This is a genomic window from Croceicoccus sp. BE223 (assembly GCF_031457155.1).
Lineage (GTDB): Bacteria > Pseudomonadota > Alphaproteobacteria > Sphingomonadales > Sphingomonadaceae > Croceicoccus.
Genome location: NZ_JAVDWB010000004.1, coordinates 12,514 through 36,821 on the forward strand (window position 1 = coordinate 12,514; position 24,308 = coordinate 36,821).

The 24,308-nt window shown below is 68.7% G+C and carries 23 protein-coding genes and 1 tRNA gene; 9 read left to right on the forward strand and 15 right to left on the reverse strand.

The window, feature by feature from the left end; all coding sequences use genetic code 11:
* Positions 1-121 precede the first annotated feature (121 nt).
* Complete coding sequence (purC, locus tag J2X37_RS09385) at positions 122-904, reverse strand: phosphoribosylaminoimidazolesuccinocarboxamide synthase (protein WP_310020395.1); 783 nt, start codon at positions 902-904, stop codon at positions 122-124.
* Between the two features lie 235 nt (positions 905-1,139).
* Between purC and J2X37_RS09390 the strand changes: the two genes are divergently transcribed.
* Entirely contained in the window at positions 1,140-1,577 is a 438-nt protein-coding gene (locus tag J2X37_RS09390) for a MaoC/PaaZ C-terminal domain-containing protein (protein WP_310020397.1), read from the forward strand.
* Positions 1,578-1,613: 36 nt separating this feature from the next.
* Here the strand turns inward: J2X37_RS09390 and J2X37_RS09395 are convergent, their stop codons facing one another.
* Positions 1,614-2,204, reverse strand: coding sequence for an NAD(P)H-dependent oxidoreductase (locus tag J2X37_RS09395; protein ID WP_310020399.1), 591 nt, complete (start codon positions 2,202-2,204; stop codon positions 1,614-1,616).
* A 228-nt stretch (positions 2,205-2,432) separates the two neighbouring features.
* Here J2X37_RS09395 and J2X37_RS09400 point away from each other — a divergent pair, with 228 nt between their 5' ends.
* Together J2X37_RS09400 and J2X37_RS09405 are read left to right on the forward strand one after the other, a co-directional pair.
* Entirely contained in the window at positions 2,433-4,517 is a 2,085-nt protein-coding gene (locus J2X37_RS09400; protein WP_310020401.1) for a TonB-dependent siderophore receptor, read from the forward strand.
* Positions 4,518-4,538: 21 nt separating this feature from the next.
* Positions 4,539-4,949, forward strand: coding sequence for a LysR family transcriptional regulator (locus J2X37_RS09405; protein ID WP_310020404.1), 411 nt, complete (start codon positions 4,539-4,541; stop codon positions 4,947-4,949).
* A gap of 7 nt (positions 4,950-4,956) precedes the next feature.
* On the opposite strand, the gene J2X37_RS09410 is transcribed toward J2X37_RS09405, so the two are convergent.
* Positions 4,957-5,508 carry a hypothetical protein gene (locus J2X37_RS09410; RefSeq protein ID WP_310020406.1) on the reverse strand — a complete coding sequence of 184 codons (552 nt, stop codon included), beginning with the start codon at positions 5,506-5,508 and terminating at the stop codon, positions 4,957-4,959.
* Between the two features lie 139 nt (positions 5,509-5,647).
* On the opposite strand from J2X37_RS09410, the gene J2X37_RS09415 reads away from it, so the two are divergent.
* A complete protein-coding gene (locus tag J2X37_RS09415) occupies positions 5,648-6,670 on the forward strand; it encodes a transcriptional regulator (RefSeq protein ID WP_310020408.1) in 1,023 nt (340 codons plus the stop codon).
* Positions 6,671-6,741: 71 nt separating this feature from the next.
* Here the strand turns inward: J2X37_RS09415 and J2X37_RS09420 are convergent, their stop codons facing one another.
* From J2X37_RS09420 to infA, 8 genes are all read right to left on the reverse strand, one after another.
* Positions 6,742-7,365: an ATP-binding cassette domain-containing protein gene (locus tag J2X37_RS09420; protein WP_310020410.1), complete on the reverse strand. Its 624-nt coding sequence runs from the start codon at positions 7,363-7,365 to the stop codon at positions 6,742-6,744.
* Between the two features lie 5 nt (positions 7,366-7,370).
* Entirely contained in the window at positions 7,371-8,060 is a 690-nt protein-coding gene (gene modB / locus J2X37_RS09425; protein ID WP_310020412.1) for a molybdate ABC transporter permease subunit, read from the reverse strand.
* 3 nt (positions 8,061-8,063) lie between these two features.
* The gene (modA, locus tag J2X37_RS09430) at positions 8,064-8,915 is read right to left on the reverse strand and encodes a molybdate ABC transporter substrate-binding protein (protein ID WP_310020414.1); all 852 of its coding nucleotides are present in this window, start codon (positions 8,913-8,915) and stop codon (positions 8,064-8,066) included.
* Positions 8,916-9,012: 97 nt separating this feature from the next.
* Positions 9,013-9,088 (reverse strand) — tRNA-Phe (locus tag J2X37_RS09435).
* A 101-nt stretch (positions 9,089-9,189) separates the two neighbouring features.
* Positions 9,190-9,363, reverse strand: a complete 174-nt coding sequence (gene yacG, locus J2X37_RS09440) for a DNA gyrase inhibitor YacG (protein ID WP_310020416.1) — start codon at positions 9,361-9,363, stop codon at positions 9,190-9,192.
* Positions 9,360-10,331 (reverse strand): ribonuclease, encoded by a 972-nt coding sequence (locus J2X37_RS09445; protein ID WP_310020418.1) that lies wholly within the window; start codon positions 10,329-10,331, stop codon positions 9,360-9,362. The genes yacG and J2X37_RS09445 overlap by 4 nt, the downstream gene beginning before the upstream one ends.
* A 36-nt stretch (positions 10,332-10,367) precedes the next feature.
* Positions 10,368-10,940 (reverse strand): nucleoside triphosphate pyrophosphatase, encoded by a 573-nt coding sequence (locus J2X37_RS09450; RefSeq protein ID WP_310020420.1) that lies wholly within the window; start codon positions 10,938-10,940, stop codon positions 10,368-10,370.
* A gap of 38 nt (positions 10,941-10,978) precedes the next feature.
* Positions 10,979-11,224 carry a translation initiation factor IF-1 gene (infA, locus tag J2X37_RS09455; RefSeq protein ID WP_026325702.1) on the reverse strand — a complete coding sequence of 82 codons (246 nt, stop codon included), beginning with the start codon at positions 11,222-11,224 and terminating at the stop codon, positions 10,979-10,981.
* A 257-nt stretch (positions 11,225-11,481) separates the two neighbouring features.
* On the opposite strand from infA, the gene J2X37_RS09460 reads away from it, so the two are divergent.
* From J2X37_RS09460 to folE, 3 genes are all read left to right on the forward strand, one after another.
* On the forward strand, positions 11,482-13,941 hold the full coding sequence (locus tag J2X37_RS09460) for a TonB-dependent receptor domain-containing protein (protein ID WP_310020434.1): 2,460 nt from the start codon (positions 11,482-11,484) through the stop codon (positions 13,939-13,941).
* Between the two features lie 99 nt (positions 13,942-14,040).
* Entirely contained in the window at positions 14,041-15,981 is a 1,941-nt protein-coding gene (uvrC, locus tag J2X37_RS09465; RefSeq protein WP_310020437.1) for an excinuclease ABC subunit UvrC, read from the forward strand.
* Positions 15,982-16,056: 75 nt separating this feature from the next.
* Positions 16,057-16,665, forward strand: a complete 609-nt coding sequence (gene folE / locus J2X37_RS09470; RefSeq protein WP_310020439.1) for a GTP cyclohydrolase I FolE — start codon at positions 16,057-16,059, stop codon at positions 16,663-16,665.
* On the opposite strand, the gene J2X37_RS09475 is transcribed toward folE, so the two are convergent.
* The gene (locus J2X37_RS09475) at positions 16,659-17,267 is read right to left on the reverse strand and encodes a TetR/AcrR family transcriptional regulator (protein WP_310020440.1); all 609 of its coding nucleotides are present in this window, start codon (positions 17,265-17,267) and stop codon (positions 16,659-16,661) included. The two genes, folE and J2X37_RS09475, sit on opposite strands and share 7 nt — an antisense overlap.
* A gap of 102 nt (positions 17,268-17,369) precedes the next feature.
* Between J2X37_RS09475 and J2X37_RS09480 the strand changes: the two genes are divergently transcribed.
* Positions 17,370-19,937, forward strand: a complete 2,568-nt coding sequence (locus J2X37_RS09480; protein ID WP_310020443.1) for a DUF2339 domain-containing protein — start codon at positions 17,370-17,372, stop codon at positions 19,935-19,937.
* Between the two features lie 210 nt (positions 19,938-20,147).
* A complete protein-coding gene (acs, locus tag J2X37_RS09485) occupies positions 20,148-22,085 on the forward strand; it encodes an acetate--CoA ligase (RefSeq protein ID WP_310021089.1) in 1,938 nt (645 codons plus the stop codon).
* Between the two features lie 48 nt (positions 22,086-22,133).
* Here the strand turns inward: acs and bfr are convergent, their stop codons facing one another.
* The 3 genes from bfr to J2X37_RS09500 all read right to left on the reverse strand — a co-directional run bounded on the left by bfr (position 22,134) and on the right by J2X37_RS09500 (position 24,155).
* Positions 22,134-22,616 (reverse strand): bacterioferritin, encoded by a 483-nt coding sequence (bfr, locus tag J2X37_RS09490; RefSeq protein WP_310020445.1) that lies wholly within the window; start codon positions 22,614-22,616, stop codon positions 22,134-22,136.
* 118 nt (positions 22,617-22,734) lie between these two features.
* A complete protein-coding gene (locus J2X37_RS09495) occupies positions 22,735-22,908 on the reverse strand; it encodes a ferredoxin (RefSeq protein WP_310020447.1) in 174 nt (57 codons plus the stop codon).
* A gap of 59 nt (positions 22,909-22,967) precedes the next feature.
* Positions 22,968-24,155: a DUF418 domain-containing protein gene (locus J2X37_RS09500; protein WP_310020449.1), complete on the reverse strand. Its 1,188-nt coding sequence runs from the start codon at positions 24,153-24,155 to the stop codon at positions 22,968-22,970.
* Positions 24,156-24,308 lie beyond the last annotated feature (153 nt).

Genomic DNA, 24,308 nt, shown 5'->3' on the forward strand with positions numbered 1-24,308 from the left:
GCAACGCCGAGGGCAGGTGGTGGCGCGGCCGGGCCGGACGGGCCCGGCACGGCGGTGCACGATGTGAGAAACGCTGCGGCCGCGAGGCTCGCGAAAAACCCCCGGATGCGACCCTTCGGAATTATTTCTTACCCCGCAGCTTGCGATGGTGCGCGATGTCGGCAACCTCGCTCGGCCCGTCTTCCTGCAGGACGCCGAGGCGGCGGGCCACTTCCTGGTAGGCGTCCTCTTCGCCGCCAAGGTCGCGGCGGAACCGGTCCTTGTCCAGCTTTTCGTTGGTCGTCATGTCCCACAGGCGGCAGCCGTCGGGGCTGATCTCGTCGGCAAGGATCACGCGGCTATAGTCGCCGTCCCAGATGCGGCCGAATTCCAGCTTGAAATCGACCAGCCGGATGCCGACCGCGGCGAACATGCCGCACAGGAAGTCGTTGATGCGGATCGCCATCGACGACATGTCCTGCATCTCTTCGTTGTTGGCCCAGCCGAAGCAGGCGATGTGCTCTTCCGCGATCAGCGGATCGCCCAGCGCATCGTCCTTGTAATAGTATTCGATGAGGGTGTGCGGCAGCGGCTCGCCCTCTTCCATGCCCAGCCGCTTCGACAGCGAACCGGCGGCGACGTTGCGGACCACGACCTCGAGCGGGATGATCTCGACCTGGCGGACGAGCTGCTCGCGCATGTTCAGGCGGCGGATGAAGTGGGTCGGGATGCCGATGTGCGACAGGCGGGTGAACACGAACTCGCTGATGCGGTTGTTGATCACGCCCTTGCCGTTGATCGTGCCCTTCTTCTGGGCGTTGAACGCGGTGGCGTCGTCCTTGAAGTACTGGATGATCGTGCCCGGCTCCGGACCTTCGTAGAGGATCTTGGCCTTGCCTTCGTAGATCTGGCGGCGACGCGACATGAGCGTTTCTTCCTGACTGAAAAACATGGCCCCGGCGCTGCCCGGCGGCCCCCGCGGGACCGGCCAGGCGTTGCCGGGGCGCCTTTGGCGGACCCTATAGTGGAACCGGCCCCAAATGCAAAGCATGTGCGGCAGGGGGTTCTTTCGGGGACGGTGCATGACCGCCCCTGCGGGATTGCCGGGGGCGCATGGCCGGGCCTAGCCTCCGATTCTTTGCGGGCGGGATGGGGCGCGGATGGCTCAGGGCGGCGAAACGGCGGAACCGGCAGGATGGCAGTCGGACTGGGTCCGGGTAAGCCAGGACATGATCGACCAGTTCGCCGACCTGACCGAGGACTGGAACGCGATCCACGTCGACGCGGACGCGGCGCGCGCCGCCGGGTTCGCCGGGCCGGTCGCGCACGGCTTCCTGCTGCTCTCGCTGCTTGCGCCGATGTTCTACGATTGCGGGCACCCGCTGGCCGCGGGCGACGGCGGGATCAACTACGGCTTCGATTCGCTGCGCTTCGTCGCGCCGGTGGTGGCGGGCACGCGGGTGCGGGCACGCTTTGCCGAAGCGGGGCGCGAGGCACGGTCGGGCGGACTGCGCGTCGTGATCGATGTGACGATGGAGCGCGAGGGCGAGGAGCGGCCCGCTCTGGCCGGGCAATGGACGATGCTGTTGCCCGGCTGATGCGGTCGGGGCGGGCGGGGCCGGCTGGGCCGGCGGTCAGAACGGGGTCTGCCGCTCTGCCCGGCCCGCCTTGGCGGCATGGGCCCACCATTCCAGCGCGCCCGCGCACTTGGCGAGATCGCGGCGCAGCGCCTCGCCCGCTTCGCCCTGCGGCTGCGCATCCTCGTCCAGAACCTTGCCGATCTGGGCGACGGAAACGGTGGCGTTGATCGGCACCATCCCCATTTCGCTGATCGAGGGCATGAGGTGGGTCGCCGCGCGCACCCCGGCCATCCGCCCGGCGGAGTAGGACATCACCGCGGCGGGGCGCCAGAACCATTCCTCGAGGTAATGGTCCATCAGGTTCTTGAGGCCAGGCTGCACGTTCCAGTTGTATTCGCCGGTGACGAAGACGAACCCGTCCGCGCGGCGCAGCACGTCGGCCACCTGTTTCATGTTGGCGGGGGCGCTGCCCTTTTCGTGCTCCTTGTACATGCGGTCGAGCATCGGCAGGCCGACCTCCTTCGCGTCGACCAGTTCGCTCTGCGCCCCGCGTGCCGTGAATTCGGCGACGGCATAGCGTGCCAGCCGGATGCCGAGACGGTCGCGGCGGTAGGAACCGTAGAAGACGGGGAGGAACAGGGACATCGGATACTCCGGGGCAAAAAGGCGAGGGGCTGGGACGATGATCACAACGAGGCTTGGCCGGGTTGGTGCCCGCGTGAACGGATGCTCTTAAGCAATAACGAGAATGATTCGCAAAAAGACCGTTGCAACTGCTAATGACTCGCACTACCGACCGTCCCGCACCGACACGCGGTGGCCTGCGAAACCGTCTCCAGGCCCGCCGCGACCATCAAAGTGAGGGAATTACCGATGTTGCTAGCCGACCGCGCCGCGCGAATCGCCACTCTTGCCGCAGGCACGGCCCTGTCCTGCCTCGCGCTCGCCGCTCCGGCCCACGCCAACGCCGCGGCAGAGGCCGCGCCCGAGACCACGCCTTACAACGAGATCGTGGTGACCGGCGAGGCCCAGGGCTATCTCGCCATCGATTCGGTAACCGCGACCAAGACCGACACGCCGCTGCTCGACATCCCGCAGACGGTGAACGTCATCACCTCCGAGCAGATCGCAGACCAGGCGATGCGCTCGATGGAGGACGTGATGCGCTATGTCCCCGGCGTCACCGTGGGGCAGGGCGAGGGCAACCGCGACCAGATCACCCTGCGCGGCCAGAACACCACCGCCGACTTCTTCCTCGATGGCGTGCGCGACGACGTGCAGTACTACCGCAACCTCTACAACATCGAGCGGGTGGAGGTGCTGAAGGGCCCCTATGCGCTGATCTTCGGGCGCGGCGGCGGCGGCGGCATCGTCAATCGCGTGCAGAAGGCGCCGAGCGCGGAAAAGGCGTTCGGCAGCGTCGGCGGCAGCGTCAATACCTTCGGCGCGTGGGAGACGAGCGCCGACGTCAACCTGCCGATCAGCGGCACGGCTGCGTTCCGCATCAACGGCATGTACGAGGAACTCGCCAGCTTCCGCGACGAATACGACGGTCGCCGCGTTGCGGTGAACCCGCATGTCGCGGCGGACCTCGGTGACTGGACCGCCTCGCTCTCCTACGAATATGTCGACGACCTGCGCACCACCGATCGCGGCATCCCCAGCCTGAACGGCGCGCCCGCGCCGGGCCTGCGCGATGCCTTCTTCGGCAGCGACAGCAACGAAGCCGGGCTCGAGGCGCACGTCGTCAAGGCGCGGCTCGACGGCGAGATCGCGCCGGGCCTGCGGTCGACCACGACCGTCCTCTACGGCGACTACGACAAGTTCTACGTCAACGTGTTTGCCGGCGGCGCGCTCAACCCCGCGACCAACACCGTGGCGCTGGCCGGGTACGATGCGCGCACGCAGCGCGAGAACCTGATCGCGCAGACCAACCTGATCGCCGACTTCGCCACCGGCGGCATCGACCACAAGGTGCTGCTCGGTCTCGAATACGGCAATCAGAAGACCGGCACCCAGCGCTACGGCAGCAGCGCCGCGATCCCCGCGCTCGATCTCGACGATCCGGTTTACCCCTCGGTCACCTTCGACGTGCTGACGCAGGACCGGCAGAGCGAGGTCGAATTCGTCAGCGTCTATGCGCAGGACGAGATCGCGCTGGCCTCGTTCCTCGACCTGATCGTCGGGGTCCGCTACGACCGGTTCAACATCACCGGCGAGGACGTGCTGGCCGCCTTCCCGTTCGACCGCACCGACGAGAAGTGGAGCCCGCGCGCCGGCCTGGTGCTGAAGCCGCAGGACGATCTCTCGATCTACGCCAGCTATTCGCGCAGTTTCCTGCCGCGCGCGGGCGACCAGTTCAGCACCCTGTCGCCGACCACCGCCAACCTCGACCCGGAGCGGTTCGAGAACATCGAGGCGGGCGCGAAGTGGGAGGTCCGCCCCGGTCTGGCCCTGACCGGCGCGATCTTCCGCCTCGACCGCACAAACACCACCACGCCCGATCCGGCCAACCCGGCGCAGAACATCAACGTCGGCGAAACGCGCACCAAGGGCGTCGAACTGGGCCTGGTCGGCGAAGTGCTGCCCGGCTGGCAGGTCAGCGGCGGCTATGCCTATCAGAAAGGCACGGTCCGCAATCTCGACCGCAGCCTGGGGCAGGTGCCGCACCACCAGGCAAGCCTGTGGAACCGGTACGACGTGACCCCCTCGCTCGGCCTCGGCCTTGGCGTGACGCACCAGTCGAGCCAGTATGCCTCGATCTCGAACGCGGTGAAGCTGCCGTCGTTCACCCGCATCGACGCGGCGGCCTATTACACGCTGAACGACCGGGTCGATTTCCAAGTCAATGTCGAGAACTTGCTGGACGAGAGCTATTACGCCAGCGCGCACAGCGACAACAACATCATGCCCGGCGCGCCGATCAACGCCCGCTTTACGGCGCGGGTCCGCTTCTAGGGGCATTGCATGGCGCCGCGCATGGTCCGACAAGAGGCCATGCGCGGCGCCATCAAGATAAAGGTCCAGCTCCTGTGCGGCGAGGAGATCGCCATGGGGCCCGGCAAGGCCGATCTCCTCGACGCCATCGCGCGCGAGGGGTCGATTTCCGCTGCCGCCCGCGCGCTGGGCATGAGCTACCGCCGCGCCTGGCTGCTGGTCGACACGATGAACCGCTGCTGGAACGCGCCGCTGGTAACGGCGCAGACCGGTGGCGGCGCGCAGGTTACCGAGGCGGGCGGCGAAGTGCTGGATTTCTACCGCGCGGTCCAGCGCCAGGCCGAAGGCGCCGCCGACGGCCCGGAGATGGCGCGGCTGGCAAGGCTTGTCCGCAACGTGCCGCTGCCCGCGCGGGATGGGACCAAGCGCCGAGCCGCGCGGCGGAGACGGTGAGGCGGACTTATCCCGCCGGGGTCGTGACGGCGCGCTGGAAGCACCACGCGGCGGTCAGCCACAGGAGGGCAAAGACGGTGAGAAAGCCCCATTCCACACCGTGCCCCGGCATCAGGTTGAGCGCGGCGACGCCCACCGCATATTGGCCGATCGCCAGCGACGCCGCGATCCAGCGCATCGCGCCCGGCCGGAAGCGGACGATGATCCCGGCGATCAGGGCCGCGACGACCATCAGATAGAAGAAATCGTTGACCGTATCTTGATCGCCGATGATGCCCACCGCGGCATTCGACCAGACCGTGACGAAGGCCGTGAAGCCGGACAGGATGTAGCCGATGCGCGGCGCGCCGGGCCGGGCGAAGCGTGCGGCCAGTTCGACGACGATCCCGACGAAGCCGAGCAGGATGGCGGCGAAGACGAAATCGCTGGCTGTCCAGTTCACGTCGCCGCCCAGTTGCATCGCCAGCGCGGGCAGCGAGAGAAGCGCCAGAAGGCTGCCCCAGCCGGCGATGCGCCAGCCGTTGAAGACGGTTGCACGGTGCAGGGACGTGTCGTTCATGGCGCGAAACTCCGTGAGAGATTGTCGCCCCCGGATCTGGTTCACACCCGCGTGAAAGGCATGAGCAATTCATGAGCAATGGCTGAAAAGAGCGGCCGAGGGTTGCCACCGCGTCGGGTTGACCGCACACCCCGCAGCGATGGGACGAAAGCCACGAACCCTGCGTTTCGACGCCTTCGAGCTCGATTGCGACAATCGCCAGCTGCGCCGGCATGGCCGGGTAATCGAACTGGGCAGCCGGTATTTCGACGCGCTGGCGCTGCTCGTCACCCGGCGTGGCGAGCTGGTCACGAAGCAGGCGTTCATGGACGCGGTGTGGCAAGGCATACCGGTGACGGACGAGGCATTGACGCAATGCATCCGCACTCTTCGCCGCGCACTCGGCGACGACGCGGCCAATCCGCGGTTCATCGCAACGGTCCCGAAGCACGGCTATCGGTTCGTCGCGGCCGAACCCCGATCAGCCGGGGCACGGGCGCGGCCCCGGGTGTCGCAATTGGGCGGAGCGTGCGCGCTGACCGGTCTGGCCGCAGGGGCCGTGGCGGGTCTGGTCTACGGCATGATTGCCGGGACTGGCGGCGGCGGACAGGTGATGATCCTGGCGGCGATGATCGGCGCGCTGGGGCTGATCGCCGGTTCCGGGCTCGGCGCGGGGATGGCGGCGGCAATTGCCTGGCGCGGGCGGGCCGATGCATGGGTGGTTGCCGGCACCGCGATGGGCGGCCTGTGTGTCGGGGCGCTTGGCAACCTTCTCGGGCGCGAAGGGGTGGCGCTTCTTTCCGGGGTGCCCATCGCGAACGTGACCGGCCCGTTCGAGGGCGCGGTTATCGGCACGGCCACGGGCCTTGTCGCATGGGTCGCCCTTGCAGGCGGCGGACGGCTGGCCGTCCTCAGCGTGTCCGTGGTCAGCGGTCTTGCCGCGGCCGGCCTGATCTTTCTATCCGGCGGAACGCTGCTCGCCGGATCGCTGCAAGCGCTTCAACACGGCCTTTCCGGGTTTCGGCTCGATGTTGCAAAGATCGGCTTTTTGGCCGGCGAACCGGGGCTGACCCGAACCGCGCTGGGATGGACGTTGGCCATCGAAAGCCAGATCTTCATTTTCGCGATCGCAGGCGGGCTTCTCGTCGTGCGAAGACGCCTGATCGAGCCCGACCGGTCGTGACGGCGAGCCAGCCGGCCTGAGGGGCCGCCCGCTCAGCAAACTGCCTGATCCGGAAGCGAGGCGCTCGGGCGCTAGCCCAGTTCGACCACGCGCGAGGCCAGCCGGTCCACCTCGGCGTGGTCGTGGCTGACGTAGAGGATGGGGAGGGCAAGGTCGTCGCGAATGCGTTCGATGACCTGCATGATGCCGTCGCGCCGGTCGGCGTCGAGCGAGGAGAGCGGTTCGTCCATCAGCAGTGCGCGCGGGCCGGACAGCAGCGCCCGCCCGATGGCGACGCGCTGCGCCTCTCCGCCCGACAGGGTGCGGGGGTGCCGGTCGAACAGGTCGGCGATGCCGAGGAAGCGGCCCGCCTCCTCCAGCGAGAGGAAGCGCCGTTCGGGCGGGGCGAGGCGGTGGCCGTAGAGCAGGTTGTCGCGCACGCTCTTGTGCGGGAACAGCCGCCCGTCCTGAAAGACGTAGCCGCAGCCGCGCCGTTCGGGCGGAAGGTCGATCCCGGCGGCATGGTCGAAGAGGGTCGTGCCGGCGATGGCGACATGACCCTCGGCAGGGCGAACCAGTCCGGCGACCGCGTCGAGCACCGTGGTCTTGCCGACGCCGGAAGGGCCGAACAGGGCGGTGATGCCGGGCGCAGGCTCGATCCGCACGCGCACGGTGCGGTTCCCGCGCGGCACGGCGATGGCGAGGTCAAACGACATGGCGTTCACAGCACATGCGCGCGTCCCCCGCCCCGGCGCACCAGCCACTCCGACACCGCCAGCGCCGCCAGCGACAGCACGACCGAGGCGATGGCCATCCGCGTCACGCTGTCTTCCGCCCCCGGCACCTGCAACGCGGTATAGATCGCCAGCGGCAGGGTGCGGGTTTCGCCCGGCACGTTGGAGACGAAGGTGATCGTCGCGCCGAATTCGCCGAGCGAGCGGGCAAAGCCCAGCACCACTGCCGCGCCGATGCCCGGCAGCGCGAGCGGCAGGGTGACGCTGGCATAGGCGCGCAGGCGTGAAGCGCCGAGCGTGCGCGCCGCGGATTCGAGCCGCCGATCCACGGCCTCGAGTGAGAGGCGGATCGCCCGCACCATCAGCGGCAGCGCCATGATCCCCGCCGCCAGCGCCGCGCCTGTCCACCGGAACATCAGCGTCGTGCCGAACAGCGCCTGCAACATCCGCCCGCCCGTTCCCTGCGCGCCGAAGAACAGCAGCAGCAGCCAGCCCGTCACCACCGGCGGCAGCACGAGCGGCAGGTGGACCAGCGTGTCGAGCATCATCCTCCCGTAGAACGCCTTGCGCGCCAGCACCCAGGCGAGCGCGAAGGCGACCGGCAATGTGAGCGCGATGGCCGCGAACGCGACCTTGAGCGAGAGCGCGACGATGGCCCATTCGGCCGCGGTCAGCATCGCCTAGAACGCCGTTTCTTCGATGGCCGCCGCGGTGCCGGTGTCGCCGTTCTCACCGGGGGCGGGTGGCGGGCTGAAGCCATGCCTGGCCAGGATCCGCTGGCCCGCATCGGACAGTAGGAACAAGCGGAAGGCGTCGGCATCGGGGTGGCGCGACCGGGCCGGGATCGCCATCGGGTAAACGATCGGGCGGTGGCTGCTTTCGGGAAAGGTGCCGACGACGCGCACGCCTCCGCCCGCCCCGGCATCCGCTTTCGCGTCGGAGGCATAGACCACCCCCAGCGCGGCATCGCCCCGGCTGACCAGCGCCAGCGCCGCGCGAACGTCGGCGGTCGTCACGACATGGTCCGAGACTTCGTCCCATACCCCGGTGGAGAGCAGCGCGGCCTTGGCATAGCGGCCCGCCGGCACGGCGTCGGGATCGGCCAGCGCCAGCTTGCCGCCCGCCAGCGCCTTGCCCCAGCCGCCCTTCGCCGGGAAGGCCGCCGTGCCGGCAGCGGGTGCGACGAGGACGAGGGTGTTGCCCGCCACGTCGGCGCGGCTGCCGTCGCGGACGGATACCTGCTGCGCGACCCAGTCCATCCATGTCTCGTCCGCACTGATGAACAGGTCGGCCGGAGAGCCGATGGCAATCTGCCGCGCCAGCGCGCCCGAAGCCGCAAAGGACAGGACCGGGCGCAAGTGACCCTGCGCCGCCCACTGGTCGGCGGCATCCTCCAGCGCTTCCTGCATGCTGGCCGCGGCGAGGACGACCGGGCCGGTCGGCTCGGGATCGTCGGCGCAGGCGGCGAGCAGCGAGAGGCCGGTGAGGGCAAGCAGGGCCGCGGCGAGCAGGCGGGCAAGACGGCGTGTCATGGCCGACGGTGTAGCTATATACCGCCGGATATAAAAGCGCGCAGAAGGCGACGCACGGCGGGCGCCCGGGCGTTCGGCGATTTCAAAGGTGGGGAAGTGGTGCCCGGGGACGGAGTCGAACCGCCGACACTGCGATTTTCAGTCGCATGCTCTACCAACTGAGCTACCCGGGCATTGCCTTGCGGCAGGCCGCGTCGCGAAGGCGGCAGGGCCACCCGGCGACGGGAGCGCCGCCTATGGCCAAAGCCGTGGCGGCTTGCAAGCCCCTATTTCGTCAGATGTCGTCCTCGTCCCGCGCGGTCGGGATCGGGGCCCGTTCGCCGGGAATGGCGTAGCCGTCGTCGAGCCACTGGACGAGATCGCGGTCGCGGCATCGGGTCGAACAGAACGGGGTGTGCTCGGCGCTGCGGGGCTTGCCGCAGATGGGGCATTTGCGGTTCGTGGTCATGACGGCACCGACTGCGCGAAAGCGGCGTGGGGTGCAAGCGCCGCGTCGGGTTCGACGCGAATCATGCGGCCTGTCCGGCGGGCAAGCTCCGCCTGCCATTCGGGCCGAATCGCGGCGGGAAGCGCGGGATGGCAGGTGAGCAGGATCGTGCCCGCGCCCTCCACCCGTTCGGCCCGGCGCAGCAGCAGTCGCACTGCGCAGCCGACCGGATCCTGCGCGCAGCGGTGCAGCAGCGACGGCCCGGTGCTGCGCGCGACGATCTGGACGAAGCCGAAGCCGTTCATCGCGGTGCGTTCGTGCGCGAAATCCTGCAATGCCCGTTCCAGCGCATCGTCCACCGTGCGCCGGTCGGCCTTCGCCTCGATGGTCGGAAAGTCGATGCCGATCGACCCGCCGATGTCCCAGAGCGCCAGCGTTTCGGCGAGCGCCGGCACCGCGGCGAGCGACAGGGCGGCGGGCGGCAGGGTGCCGTCGATGTCGAACAGGGTCATCGCCGGGGTCGGCGAGACGAGCAGCGCACCGCCCGCGAAATCGACCCGCGCCTCGGTAAGGCCGGTCCACATCTCGTCCCAGCCGGCAACCGGGAAACGGTGGACGGCGCGCACCGTTTCGCCGTTCAGCGCGAGGCTGTCGGCGAGGGTGAGGCGGCGGGGCGCGGCGGCGGCGGGGCGGGCCTGCGCCGGCTTGCGGCGGCGGCCTTCGCCGACGGCGGTGCGGGTGATCTCCAGCGTCAGCGGCGCGCCCTCGCTCGCGTCGCGGGGCAGGCGGCTGACAAGCACCTCGCCGCCGTCGTCCAGCCGCGCCGTGCCGCGTGAGGATCCCGCGTGGCGCGATACCAGCCGTGCCGACACGACCGACCCGGCGAGCAGTTCGCCTTCCCACGCGACCCGCGCGGCGACGATGGCATCACCGGCAACACGGATCGCACGATCCTCGCCAATGCCGCGTTCGACCAGCCACTCGCTCATCGGCGCAAATCCGGGTCGCGATCCGGCAGGGGTCGATCAGGCAAGGGGAAAGCCCGCGGCGCGCAGCAGGGCCCGGGTTTCGAACAGGGGCAGGCCGACGACGCCCGAATGGCTGCCCTCGATCCAGGCGATCAGACCTTCGGCCGCGCCCTGGATGGCATAGCCGCCCGCCTTGCCGTGCCATTCGCCGCCCGCGATGTAGGCGTCGATCTCGTCGGGATGGAGCGGCTTGAAGCGGACGACGGTCTGCGACAGCTTCTCGTGCAGGACGCCGCCCGGCGACCGCAGCGCCACGGCGGACAGCACCCGGTGCCGCCGCCCGCTCATCAGTTGGAGGCAGCGGCGCGCGGTCGCCTCGTCCTCCGCCTTGGGCAGGATGCGGCGGCCCAGCGCGACGACGGTGTCGCCGGAAAGGATGTGCGTGTCGTCACCCGGTTCCGGTGCGGCCAGCGCCTTTTCGCGGGCCATGCGCCGCGCATAGTCGCGCGGCAGTTCGCCGTCGGCAGGGGTCTCGTCGATGTCGGAAGGGGCGATCCCGTCGGGCACCACGCCGAGCCGCGCGATCAGTTCGCGGCGGCGCGGGCTGGCGGAGGCGAGGAGCAGGCGCATGGTCGCGCAATCGGGCGCGATCGGAGCGCCGCAGCCGCTTATTGCGGCCCGGGACCGCCGCGGCCCGGCATGAAGCGATAAGTGATGCGGCCCTTGGTCAGGTCGTAGGGGGTCAGTTCGACCAGCACCTCGTCACCCACCAGGACGCGGATGCGGTTCTTACGCATCTTGCCGGCGGTGTGGCCCAGGATCTCGTGATCGTTTTCAAGCCGGACCCGGAACATCGCGTTGGGCAGCAGTTCCACCACCTGCCCGCGCATTTCGAGGAGTTCTTCTTTGGCCATAGTCGGGCTTTTCCTGCCCTTCCTTTCGTAACGTCGTGTCTGCGGGAGAATTCGTCGCGCGCCTTTAGCCGCATGAGGCCAAAATGGGAAGCCCACACGCGTCTTTCAATTTGGCCGATGGCCGGGACGCTGCGCCGACAATGCGACAATATGATACCCAAGGCGGCTTGTTGCGACCGGACCGCATGACCAATTACCGGGCGATGATCACACGAAACAGCATGTCGCGGGGCCAATCGCCCTTTTTTCGCAGGGGCTTGGCGCAGGTCAGCCTGATGGCCATCGCCTCGCTGACGCTGGCGGCTCCCGCCTCGGCGCAGGACGCCACCGACGACAGCGTCGTCGAACCCACGGACAACGAGATCGTCGTTACCGCTGCGCGCATCCGCGGGCAGGTCGACGTGCCGCAGGCGCCGGTCGCGGTCTATGACGAGGACGAGATCGCCACTTTCGGCGCCAGTTCGCTGGCCGATCTGATCGAGCAGATCGCGCCGCAGACCAGTTCGGCGCGGGGCCGGGGCGGTGGTGGCGGGCCGGCGTTCCTCGTCAACGGGCGGCGCATCAACGGCTTTCGCGAGATGCGCAACTACCCGCCCGAGGCGATCCGCCGGGTTGAGGTCCTGCCCGAGGAAGTGGCCCTGCGCTTCGGGTTCAGCCCCGACCAGCGCGTCGTCAACTTCATCCTGAAGGAAAACTTCAGCTCGCTGACGGCAGACGTCGAATACGGTTTCCCGACCGGTGGCGGCTACGCCACTAACGAGCAGGAAGTCTCGCTGCTGCGGATCGACGGGGCCCAGCGCATCAACATCGCTCTGGAGGCGGAGGACAGCTCGATGCTGACCGAGGCCGAGCGCGGCGTGTCCTCCATATCGGCCATCCCGCTGCCCGGCGACGCGGCGCAGGCGGACTATCGCAGCCTCGTCGCCGACAGCCGCGACCTGCAACTGAACGGAAGCTGGTCGCGCACGCTGGGCGAGGGCGGCACCGGGGGCGAGATCTCCGCCTCGGCCACTCTGACCCGGTCGGACAGCCTGTCGCTGCGCGGGCTGGACGCGGCGGTGCTGACCGATGAGGAGGGCAACAGCGCCTATCGCACGCTCTACGACCCGACCGCCGGGTTTGGCGCGCGGGTGCGCGATACCCGGAGCGAGGGTTTCGAGATCGGCACGGCCTACAATCGCCGGCTGGGCGACTGGCAATTGACCGGAACCGCCAACTGGGCGCACGACGAATCGCGCACGCTGACCGATGCGAGCGTCGACACCGACGCCCTGCGCGACGCGGTCGCGGCGGGAACGGTGGCCTATAACGCGCAGGCCGCCGATCTGCTCGCGACCGGGCTGGTCGGCGCGCGCGAGACTTATCGCGCGACCTCGAACACCGAGGCCGTCGATTCGCTCGTCACCCTGACCGGCAACCCCTTCACCCTGCCCGCGGGCGAGGTTTCGGTGGTGCTGAAGGCCGGGGCCAAGTGGAACGAGATCGACAGCCGCGATTCGCGCAGCACCGATTTCGACACCCGCCTGTCGCGCACCAGCGGCACCGGCGGCTTCACGCTGGGCCTGCCGATCGCCAGCCGCCGCGCCGACGTGCTTTCGGCCATCGGGGATCTCTCGCTCGACCTGTCGGGCGGGGTGCGCGAGGTATCGGACTTCGGCACGCTGATGAACGGCAGCGCCGGGCTGACCTGGGGCGTGACCCGCAACCTCGACCTGTCGGCGAGCTACATATACAACGAGGAGGCGCCCAGCCTGACCCAGCTCGGCGCGCCGCGGATCGTGACCGGCGGCTCGACCGTCTACGATTTCGCGACCGGGCAGACGGTGCTCGTCGATCTGCTGTCGGGCGGAAACCCGGATCTCGTCGCCGAACGGCAGAGCGACTGGAAGTTCGCGTTGAACTGGGACGTGCCGGTGCTCGACCGGTCGCGCATCATCGCCGAATACTACGACGAGCATTCGAGCAACGTCTCCTCTTCCTTCCCCGTGCTGACCCCGGCGATCGAGGCGGCGTTCCCCGACCGGGTCGTGCGCGACGCGGCGGGTAACCTCGTCTCCATCGACCAGCGACCGGTGACGTTCGCGGAAACCAGCGGCAAGCGCCTGCGCTACGGCTTCGACATCTCGGACCGGATCAAGGGCCAGGAGACGGGCGAGCGTGGCGAAGGTCGTGGTGGCGGCGGTCGTGGTGGCGGCAGGGGCGGGCCGGGCGGCATGCCGGGCATGGGCGGCCCCGGCGGCGACGGCGGGCGCTGGAACCTCGCGCTCTACCACACCGTGCGGTTCGAGCAGGACGTGCTGATCAGCGATGTCGGTCCGCGGCTCGACCTGCTCGACGGCGATGCCCTCACCGGCAGCGCTACGCCGCGCCATCAGGTCGAGATGCAGGGCGGCCTGTTCAAGGACGGCGTCGGCCTGCGCCTGTCGGGCAACTATTTCGGCGCCAGCTCGATCGAAGGCAGCGGGGCGGCGGGGTCGAGCAGCCTCGACTTCCACCCCTATGCGACCTTCGACGCCCGGCTCTTCGTCGACCTCGAACGCAAGTTCGAGGACGTGAAGTTCCTCAAGGGCAGCCGCCTGTCACTGCGCGTCGACAACATCTTCAACGCGCAGCAGCGGGTGACCGACGAGTTCGGGACGGTGCCGATCAGCTACCAGCCCGATTTCCTCGACCCCAAGGGCCGCTTCTTCGAGATCGACTTCCGCAAGCGGTTCTGACGGCGGTTCGCATCGGGGGCAATCCGGACGGGACAAGCGATGGGCAACCCGGCGCGCCGGGTTCCCTTTCGTCCCGCCGACTCCTATCTGGAGCCGATCATGTCGCGCACCGAGGCCGGAACCCCTTCCCACCACAAGGGACAGGATCGCTTTCTCGAGGAGAAGGCGACGCATACCGTGCGCGGCTCGCAGCCCGATCTGGAGGCGGGGGTCAAGGCGATCCGCGAGGTGCAGCGCACCCTGAAGCCCAAGCCCGGCGTCTATCGCATGACCGATGCGAAGGGCGACGTGCTCTATGTCGGCAAGGCGCGGGCGCTGAAGAACCGGGTGGCCAACTATACCCAGGTCGACCGGTTGCCGACGCGGCTGAAGCGGATGGTCAGCCAGACCCGCGGCATGACCATCGTGACGACGAACTCGGAGGCCGAGGCGCTGCTGCTGGAGGCGCAGCTGATCAAGCGCTATCGCCCGCCGTACAACGTGCTCTTGCGCGACGACAAGAGCTTCCCCTTCATCCTGCTGCGGTCGGAACACGACTTTCCGCGCATCATGAAGCATCGCGGCGCGCGGCGGGCGAAGGGCAACTACTACGGCCCGTTCGCCAGCGCCGGATCGGTCAACACCACGATCAACGCGCTGCAGAAGCTGTTCCTGCTGCGAAGCTGCACCGACAGCTTCTTTTCGCGGCGCGACCGGCCCTGCCTGCTCTACCAGATCAAGCGTTGTTCGGCGCCCTGCGTCGGCCGCATCGACAAGGCGGGCTACGCCGAACTGGTGGGTGAGGCGAAGGACTTCCTGGCCGGCAAGTCGAGCGCGGTGCAGGCCAAGATCGAGGCGCAGATGGCCGAGGCGGCCGCCGATCTCGATTTCGAGCGCGCGGCGATGCTGCGCGACCGCCTGCGCGCCGCGACCTTCATTCAGGGCAGCCAGGCGATCAATGCGGCGGGCGTCGGCGATGCCGATGTTTTCGCGATGGCCAGCAAGGGCGGGCACGTCGGCGTGCAGGCCTTCTTCATCCGGGGCGGGCAGAACTGGGGCCACCGCGCCTTTTTTCCGCGCCACACCGAGGGGCTGGAGGAAGCCGAGGTGCTCTCCGCCTTCCTCGCCCAGTTCTACGAGGAAGTGCCCCCGGCCAGGACCATTCTCGTCGACCGCGAATTGCCCGAGCGCGAGCTGCTGGAGGAAGCGTTCTGCGAAAGCGCGGGGCGCACCGTGTCGATCAGCGTGCCGCAGCGCGGCGACCGTCGCCGCCTGCTCGAACAGGCGAAACGCAACGCGGTCGAGGCGCTGGACCGGCGCATGGCCGAAACCAGCACTCAGGCCGCGACCCTGCGCGAGACGGCGGAGTTCCTCGACTTGCCCGAAGTGCCGCAGCGGATCGAGATCTACGACAACAGCCACATCCAGGGCACCAGCAGCGTCGGCGCGATGGTCGTCGCCGGGCCCGAAGGCTACCTCAAGAACCAGTACCGCAAGTTCAACATCAAGACCGCGCAGACCAACGACGACTTCGCCATGATGCGCGAGGTGATGACCCGCCGCTTCAGCCGCGCCTTGGCCGAAGATCCCGAGCGGGAGAACGGCACCTGGCCCGATCTCGTGCTGGTGGACGGCGGCAAGGGGCAGGTCAGCGCGGTGATGGACACGCTCGAGGAACTGGGCATCGAGGACGTCAACGTCGTCGGCGTTGCCAAGGGGCCGCACCACGGGCGCGAGGGGCGCGAGGTGTTCCATTTTCCCGACGGCCGCGAAAAGATGCTGCCGACCCATTCGCCGGTGCTGTTCTACCTGCAAAGGCTGCGCGACGAGGTGCACCGTTTCGCCATCGGCGCGCACCGGGCCAAGCGCAGCCGCGCCATCAGCGCCAGCCCGCTGGACGAGATTCCCGGCATCGGCCCGGCGCGCAAGCGGGCGCTGCTGCTGCATTTCGGCACGGCGGGCAAGGTCCGCGCCGCCGCGCTGGAGGACTTGCGCCGCGTGCCCGGCGTGTCGGCCACCGTGGCCCGGCAGATATACGATTTCTACCACCCCAACGGGTGAGGCGGTGGCGCAGGCCGCCATCGATGCCTACATGGCCGGCAGTACGCACGTGCATGATGCAAGGGAGACACCTGAATGAGCAGCCTGGTCGGACCGGACGAAGACGATCCGCGCGGAAAGCCGCCGGTGCCCGAAGAGGTGCAGGACGCGATCCGCACGCTGATCCGCTGGGCCGGTGACGATCCCACCCGCGAAGGGCTGATCGACACGCCCAAGCGCGTGGCGCGGGCGTGGAAGGAATACTGCCTCGGTTACGAGGAAGACCCGGCGGTCCACCTGTCGCGAATCTTCGAGGAAGTGGGCGGCTACGACGAGGTCGTGCTGCTGAAGGACATTCCGTTCCAGTCGCATTGCGAGCACCACATGGCGCCGATCATTGGTAAAGCGGCGATCGCCTACCTGCCGCGCAATCATGTCGTCGGCATATCGAAGCTGGCGCGCGTGCTGCACGGCTATGCCCGGCGCCTGCAGATCCAGGAACGGCTGACCGCCGAAGTCGCGCAGTGCATCTGGGACCACCTGAACCCGCACGGTGTCGCCGTGGTGATCGAGGCCAGCCACGCCTGCATGACTGCGCGCGGGGTGCGCACGCCCGGCGTCGCGATGACGACGAGCCGGATGATGGGCACGTTCCTGGAGGATCAGCGCAGCCGCAAGGAAGTGCTCAGCCTGATGGGTTACTGACCGCCATGCGCGGCGAGGCTCTCGCGCACGCGGGCCAGCGCCGCGCCCTTCGGATCGGGTTCCTCCAGCAGCGCGAAGCTGCCGGTGACGACGAAACTGCAATGGCCGTGGACGACAGCCACCAATGAGCGGGCGAGGCGCGGCACGTCGGGCGCGTCATCGGGCAGGACGGTGCGGATCTCGTCCTCGACGATGCGGGTGAGGCCCGCGCGCCGTTCCCGATCGTCCTCGGGCAGGGCCATGCCGTCGGGCAGGCGATGGGCGTAGATCGCCGACCACAGTTCGGGCTGTCGTTCGGCAAAGGCGAAGTAGCCGTCGACCAGCGCGGCGATCCGGTCCGCGGCGGGGCAGTCCAGCCCCGCCGCGGCCAGCCGTTCGCGCAGCAGGTCGGCCCAGATTTCGAAGCTGCGCGAATTGATCGCGACGAGCAGTCCGTCGACCGAGCCGAACAGGTTGGCGATGGTGCCGACGGAATAGCCGGCCCGCTTCGCCACCTCTCGCCCGGAAAAGCGCGCCAGCCCGACTTCGCCAAGGTGTGCATGGCCGTGCGCGACGAAGAGCGCGCGCAGTTCCTCTCGTGTATGATCCGAACGGCGTCCCATGCGCCGGGTTTAGCGGAGGAATTGAACACTGTCCAATAAATATATTGAACGCTGTTCATTTAGCTGCTATCGGCTGCCCAACCGCAGGGAAGGACCGTGGCGATGGAATGGCTGATCATCATCGGGCTGGGCGTTGCGCTCTACCAGCTCTGGCGCCGGATCGAGCGGCTGGAAGAGCGGCTGTCGATGCAGGAAATGCTTGCGCGGCGGCCGGTCGTGCCGGTCGCGAAGCCCGCTGCGACCGCCTCTGCCGAACCGGCCAGACAGCCTGAGCCTGCGCGCGCATCGGCTTCCGTCCCCGCCGCGCGCCGCGCCGTCGCTAGGGTCATTGCGGCGGCTTCGCCAACGCCTGCGGAGACCCGTTCGGACAACGCCGCTCCCGAACCGCGCCGCACCCTCTCGGTCAACTTCGAGGAACTGTTCGGCCGCCAGCTGCCGATCTGGGCGGGCGGCATCACGCTGGCCGTCGCCGGGTTCTTCATCGTCCTGTACGCGATCGACCTCGGCCTGCTGTCGCCGACGGTGCGGGTCCTGCTCGGCTTCCTGACCGGTGCGGCGTTGCTCGGCGGGGCCTTCGTGGCCGACACCATGCGCGAGCGGATCCGCGACCCGCGCGTGCCGCAGGCGCTCGCCGGCGCGGGGCTGGCGACGCTCTATGCCTGTTTCTACCTGGCGGGCACCGGATACGGCCTGATCGGCGCGGGCCCCGCCTTTGCCGGGCTGGCGCTGGTGACGGCAGGGGCGGTCTGGCTCTCGTTCCGCTTCGGCTTGCCGTGCGCGGTGATCGGCCTGCTCGGCGGGTTCGCCGCACCGGTCATGGTGACCAGCGACAACGCGCAACTGCCGATCCTCTCGGTCTATCTCGCGCTGGTGTCGGCGGGGCTGACGCTGACCGGCAACCGGCAGGAGCGTCCCTGGCTCGGCATGGCGGCGCTGGGCGGAGCGCTGCTGTGGGGCGTCGGGCTGCTCCTCGCGCAGCGGCTCGACCCGTGGGACGAGCTGTTCGTGGGGGCCTACCTGATCGCGGTCGGCGTGGTCCTTCCCGCAGCGCTGGTCGATGCGCCGTGGCGGCGCTGGCTGCGCGCCGGGGCGGGGGCGCTGGCGGCGGTGCAGATGGCGGCGCTCGTTTCGCACGGCGGTTTCTCGCTCATGGCATGGGGGCTTTACGGCTTGCTCGGCGCGGCGCTGGCGGTGCTCGGCTGCAAGCGGGCGGACCTGCGGGAGGCGAGCGCCTTTGCCGCCGCGGTCGCGCTGGTCATGCTGCTGGCCTGGACCGCGCCGATGCGCGCCGACTTCGCGATCGTCGCAGCGGGGCTGGCGCTGGTCTTCGCGGCGGTTCCGCTCGCGCTTGTCTGGCGCGGAGGGGCGCGAGCCGCCGATGTCGTGCAACTGGCGGGCGCCGCCTTCGGCCTCGCCTTCGCGACGGTCTGGCATTTCGGCGACCTGTCGAGCGCCGAACACGAGCCGTTGCTCGCACTGGCCTGCGCCGCGCTGGCCGCTCTTCCCGCGCTCGCCGCGTGGCGGACGGGCGGGGGGCATTGGCGCGGCTGGCTGCTCGAAACCTCGGCGGCGGCGGCGATGGTGGCGGCGTTGTCGCAGGTCATGGTCGACGAATGGGCGGCCGTCACCTGCGCGCTGCTGGCGGTGGCGACCGCGCTGGTCATGCCGCTGCGGATCGCGGCGGCGCGAGTCTTCCTGTTCGGGGCGGCCGTCTTCGCGCTATACCCGCTGGCTGTCTGGATGATCGGAGCGGGCGCGGCGCTGGCGGGCGATGCGATGCTCTACGACCGCTTGCCGAAGCTCGTCAATGTCGCGCGCTACCTGGTCCCCTCGGCGTTCGCCGGGCTGCTGGTCGCGTGGCGGCAGGCCGCGTTTGGCGACCGGCGCGTCACGATCGGTATCGGGGCGCTGGCCGGCGCGGGGTCGGCCATCGCGTTGCACGTCCTGTTCCGGCAGGCCTTTCCGCTGGCCGACGAGGCCGCCTTCGTCGCACAGGGCCTGGCCGAGCGCACCGCGTGGCAGGCCTTGCTGCTGGGCGGCGGTGCGGCGGCGTGGTTCCTTCGCGAGCGTTTGCCGGCCTTGCGCTGGGCGGCCCAAGCGCTGATCGGCCTTTCGCTCCTGCATTTCGCCTGGTTCTCGCTTCTACTGCACAACCCGCTCTGGGACGAGCAGGCGGTCGGCCGCTGGCCGGTCCTGAACCTTGCGCTGGCGGCCTATGGCGTGGCCTTCGCAGGCCTCGCCTTGCTGCGCCGCATGCTGCCCGCGCGGTGGCGGGCCTGGCCCGAGGCCGCGATCATGGCGCTGCTGCCGGTGCTGGCGATCACGCTGTTGCGGCAGGTCTTCGCGGGTTCGATCCTGAGCGCGGTGCCGCTGGGACAGGGGGAGGACCTGCTGCGTTCGTTGATCGGCATCGTGCTTGCCGCCGGATACCTCGCCTGGGGCGCGCCGCGTGCCGACCGGGCTTGGCGGATCGGGTCGCTGGTGCTGATGCTGCTGGCGGTGGGCAAGGTGTTCCTCGTCGATGCCGCGGTGCTCGACGGGCTTGCCCGCATCGCCAGCTTCCTGGCGCTGGGCTTCAGCCTGATCGGCATCGGCTGGTTCTATTCGCGGATCCTGTCGGCACCTTCCCCGGCATCTGCGCCGGCGATGCCTGCAAAGCAGGATATGTGACGAGCGGGCGGCCAGCTTGCACGGATCGGCCATCGCGGGGTGGAAATCGCGATATTTGTCGGCAAGAACCGATGTAAGACTAAGGTCGATGAAGCGTTCGCGGCCGATTGGCGGTAGGAAAAACGCCCCGAACCCCGTGGCGATCGCGGGGCCGGGGACATGTCGAGACGAGGGGATGTGATGCAGGAAACCATCGAACGCGGGGCCGACATGGTGCCCGTACCCGATAGCGCCAAGGTCGGCACGGCCTGCACGGCGGAGCAGTACGCGACGCTCTATGCCCGCTCGCTCGACGATCCCGACGGTTTCTGGCTGGAACAGGCGGCCCGGCTCGACTGGGTAAAGGCGCCCACGGTCGGCGCCGACTGGTCGTTCGACCCGGTCGACATCAAGTGGTTCACCGACGGGCAGATCAACATCTGCCACAACGCGCTCGACCGCCACGTCGCGGCGGGCAAGGGCGACGTCACCGCGCTGATCTTCGAGGCCGACAGCCCCGAAACCCCGTCACGCCATATCAGCTATGCCGAGCTGCTGGCCGAAACCGTGCGCATGGCCAACACGCTGAAGACGATGGGCGTCGGCAAGGGCGACCGGGTCACCATCTACATGCCGATGATCCCCGAAGGCGCGGTGGCGATGCTGGCCTGCGCTCGCATCGGCGCGGTCCATTCGGTCGTGTTCGGCGGGTTCAGCCCCGATGCCATCGCCGGGCGGATCGAGGATTGCCGCTCCGACTACGTCATCTGCGCCGACGAAGGGCTGCGCGGCGGCAAGCGCGTGCCGCTGAAGGGCAATGTCGACGAAGCGCTGAAGAAGGTCGCCGTCAAGTCGGTGCTGGTCGTGCGCCACACCGGCGGCGACGTCGCGATGACCGAGGGGCGCGACCACTGGTACCACGAACTGTCGCAAGGAGTGGCGGCGGAATGCCCGCCCGAACCGATGAACGCGGAAGACCCGCTCTTCATCCTCTACACCTCCGGCTCCACCGGCAAGCCCAAGGGCGTCGTCCACACCACCGGCGGCTATGCCGTGTGGACCGAGACCACCTTCCGCTACACCTTCGATTACCGTCCGGGCGAGATCTACTGGTGCACCGCCGACATCGGCTGGGTCACCGGCCACAGCTACATCGTCTATGGCCCGCTGCAGGCCGGGGCCACCGCGCTGATGTTCGAGGGCGTGCCCAGCTACCCCGACCACGACCGGTTCTGGGCGGTGTGCGACAAGCACAAGGTAAACATCTTCTACACCGCGCCCACCGCGATCCGCGCGCTGATGCGCGAAGGCGACGATTTCGTGAAGCGGCACGACCTGTCGAGCCTGCGCCTGCTGGGCACGGTGGGCGAGCCGATCAATCCCGAGGCATGGCGCTGGTATCACGAGCAGGTCGGCCACGGTAACTGCCCGATCGTCGACACCTGGTGGCAGACCGAGACCGGCGGCCACATGATCACCACCCTGCCGGGCGCGCACCCGATGAAGCCCGGCAGCGCGGGCAAGCCGTTCTTCGGCGTCTGCCCGCAACTGGTCGACAACGAGGGCAAGGTGCTGGCCGACGAGAGCATCGGCGGCGCGACCGAAGGCAACCTGTGCATCACGCACAGCTGGCCCGGCCAGGCACGCACCGTCTATGGCGATCACGAGCGGTTCGAGCAGACCTATTTCGCGACCTATCGCGGCAAGTACTTCACCGGCGACGGCTGCCGCCGCGACGCCGACGGCTATTACTGGATCACCGGCCGCGTCGACGACGTCATCAACGTGTCGGGCCACCGGATGGGCACCGCAGAGGTCGAATCCGCGCTGGTGCTGCACGAACTCGTCGCCGAATCGGCGGTCGTCGGCTTCCCGCACGACATCAAGGGGCAGGGCATCTACTGCTACGTCACCCTGAACGCCGGGGTCGAGCCGGACGACGATCTCGCCAAGGAACTGCGCAACTGGGTGCGGACAGAGATAGGGCCGATCGCATCGCCCGATCACATCCAGTTCACGCCGGGCCTGCCCAAGACGCGTTCGGGCAAGATCATGCGCCGCATCCTGCGCAAGATCGCGGAGAACGACTTCGGCTCGCTGGGCGATACCTCGACGCTGGCCGATCCCTCGCTGGTCGACGGGCTGATCGAGGGGCGCTGCAACCGCTGACGCGGCCACGCCCGCCTCGTCCCATCGCGCGGCGGGCGGGTGCCGGGGTCAATCCTCGCCGACGGGCTTCGAATGGAGCTGGACGTAGTTTTCCAGCCCCATCCGCGCGATCATGTCGAATTGCTTCTCGAGGTGGTCAACATGCTCCTCCTCGTTGTCGAGGATCTCGGTGAAGAGGTCGCGGCTGACATAGTCGCGCACTGTCTCGCAATGGGCGATGGCGTCGCGCAGCAGGGGAATCGCCTCTTCCTCGAGCGCGAGGTCGGCCTTGAGGATCTCTTCGACGTTCTCGCCGATCTTCAGGCGGCCGATATGCTGGAAATTGGGCAATCCGTCGAGGAACAGGATGCGGTCCGCCAGCTTGTCGGCGTGCTTCATCTCGTCGATCGATTCGTGCCGCTCGAAATCGGCAAGGCGCGCGATGCCCCAGTTGTCGAGCATGCGGTAGTGCAGCCAGTACTGGTTCACCGCGGTCAGTTCGTTGGTCAGCGCCTTGTTCAGGAACTCGATGACCTTGGCGTCACCCTTCATCTGCTTTTCCTTTTTCGATCCTGCGAGCCGATCGGCGGGAGGAGGAAGGATGGAAAGCCGGGCGCGGCGGTGCAAGCGAAAAGCGCGGTGCCGTGGAATCAGGGCTGAGGCGCCGGGTTCAGGCCGCGCAGCAGCGGACGTCGCCGAGGATGTCGTCGGCGTCGTCGAGACATTGGCGGCACTGCGGTTCGTGGCCGAGCTGGCGATAGATGTCCTCGGCACTGCCGCGGCACAGCGGCGCGACGGCGCGGAAATCCTTTTCGCGAATGGCATTGCAAATGCACAGATACATGGTGGCGGCGACCCTTTCGATGCCCCTGCCGAATCTGTTAATGCGAATTGATTGCAAAATCAAGAGGACCGATCGGTCCCGGCAAGCCTTCGCCACGACCACTCCAGCGGACCGGCCCCGAACCGCGCCAGCCACGGCGCGGACCATGCCAGCATCAGGCCCCAGCCGAGCAGCATCAGCCCCACCAACGCCGCGTGTCCGGGGTATCCTGACGCGAGGCCGAGGCCCCATGCGTGGAGGATGAAGGTCATCACCAAGGTCGAGCCGAGGTAGTTGCTGAGCGCCATTCGCCCGACTGCGGCCAGCCGCCGTCCGACGCCGGTGCCAAGGATTGCCTCGCCGAACAGGGCGATCAGCGCGAAGTAGCCCGCCGCCTGCGCGATATGGCCGGGCATGCCGAAACGGAAGGGCAGCAATGCGACCGTCGCCGGGGCAAAGCCCTGCGAGGCGGCATAGCCCAGCACCGCTCCGCCCCAGGCCAGTCCCAAGACCAGACCCGCCACCGCGATCAGCGCCAGTCGCCGACGGGGCCAGGCGCCGTCGAAGAAGCCGGTGCGCGCCAGCCCCATGCCGCACAGCATCAGCGGCCAGACCTCCATCAGCGCCTGGGAGGCCATGGACAGCGGAAAGGCCGGGTGATGGGTCAGCCGCCAGCCGATCGCCTCGGCAAAGCCCATCCCGTATTCGCCGAACTGTTGCGCGGCGTGGGCGCGGACCGCCTCGGCATAGGCGGCGACCGACGCGATCTGATCGGGCGTGCCCGTGCCGGCCGCGACGGCGTGGGCGTCGCGCAGTGCCGGCACCACCTCGATCATCAGCCCCGCCGCGACCACCATGTAGATTGCCAGACCCAGTCCGATCAGCCGCCACGGCGGCATCTCGCGGAACAGCAGCGCGATCATCCCGCCGAGCGCGTAGACGAACAGGATGTCGCCCCACCACAGCAGCAGGAAGTGGAGATAGCCGAACACGGCCAGCCAGAGCAGCCGCCTGACCTGCTGCAGCAAGCGCCGCCCCGGATCGCCGCGATCGAGGAACAGCGCGAGGCTGACCCCGAACAGCGTCGCGAACATCGTCCGCATCTTGCCTTCGAAGACCAGCCAGGCGAACGCGAAGCTCGCCCAGTCGTGCGGCGCGGCGCGGCCGTGCCAGTCCGGCGTCGCGGCGGCGAGGCCGGGGCCGGCCATCGTCGCCACATTGATTGCCAGGATGCCGAGCACGGCAATCCCGCGGGCAAGATCGATCACCGGAATTCTTGTCGGCCGCGCAACCGCTTGCGCCGGATCAGCCGTTGTCATCATGGCCGCAAGGCGCCTTTTTTGGGTCGTTTCGCGCCTGCCTTAACGCAAAATTAGTCTTACGCCGCAAGAGTGGCATCCACACAAGAGTGTCACTCAAGG